The organism is Enterococcus pseudoavium NBRC 100491, assembly GCF_001544295.1.
Taxonomy (GTDB): Bacteria; Bacillota; Bacilli; order Lactobacillales; family Enterococcaceae; genus Enterococcus_A; species Enterococcus_A pseudoavium.
Window position 1 is genome coordinate 1 of record NZ_BCQF01000055.1, and the last position, 616, is coordinate 616.

Sequence of the window (616 nt, forward strand, 5' to 3'; positions counted from 1 at the left end):
TGCACCCGAGAGGACTCGAACCTCTAACCCCTTGATTCGTAGTCAAGTACTCTATCCAATTGAGCTACGGGTGCGTTGCTATTTACTTAATGCCGAGGACCGGAATCGAACCGGTACGGTGATCACTCACCGCAGGATTTTAAGTCCTGTGCGTCTGCCAGTTCCGCCACCCCGGCGTTTTTCCCTGGTCTTTCAGGAAAGCGGAAAACGGGGTTCGAACCCGCGACCCCCACCTTGGCAAGGTGGTGCTCTACCACTGAGCTATTTCCGCACGATGCCGGCTAAAGGACTTGAACCCTCGACCCTCTGATTACAAATCAGATGCTCTACCAACTGAGCTAAGCCGGCAACAAACAAAAAAATAAAAATGCGGGTGAAGGGACTTGAACCCCCACGCCGTAAGGCGCTAGATCCTAAATCTAGTGCGTCTGCCAATTCCGCCACACCCGCATATACTTATGAGCCGTACTGGGCTCGAACCAGTGACCCTCTGATTAAAAGTCAGATGCTCTACCAACTGAGCTAACGGCTCAAATGGAGGTTAACGGGATCGAACCGCTGACCCTCTGCTTGTAAGGCAGATGCTCTCCCAGCTGAGCTAAACCTCCATGAGTTC

Annotated in this window: 7 tRNA genes; all 7 read right to left on the reverse strand. The window is 52.4% G+C overall.

Annotation, left to right across the window (positions count from 1 at the left end):
• The 7 genes from EP1_RS13155 to EP1_RS13185 all read right to left on the reverse strand — a co-directional run bounded on the left by EP1_RS13155 (position 1) and on the right by EP1_RS13185 (position 608).
• Positions 1-74 (reverse strand) — tRNA-Arg (locus tag EP1_RS13155).
• 16 nt (positions 75-90) lie between these two features.
• Positions 91-176: transfer RNA gene (locus EP1_RS13160), tRNA-Leu, on the reverse strand.
• Positions 177-199: 23 nt separating this feature from the next.
• Positions 200-271: transfer RNA gene (locus tag EP1_RS13165), tRNA-Gly, on the reverse strand.
• Between the two features lie 4 nt (positions 272-275).
• Positions 276-348, reverse strand: a tRNA-Thr gene (locus EP1_RS13170).
• Between the two features lie 20 nt (positions 349-368).
• Positions 369-450: transfer RNA gene (locus tag EP1_RS13175), tRNA-Leu, on the reverse strand.
• 9 nt (positions 451-459) lie between these two features.
• Positions 460-532, reverse strand: a tRNA-Lys gene (locus EP1_RS13180).
• A 3-nt stretch (positions 533-535) separates the two neighbouring features.
• Positions 536-608 (reverse strand) — tRNA-Val (locus EP1_RS13185).
• Positions 609-616 lie beyond the last annotated feature (8 nt).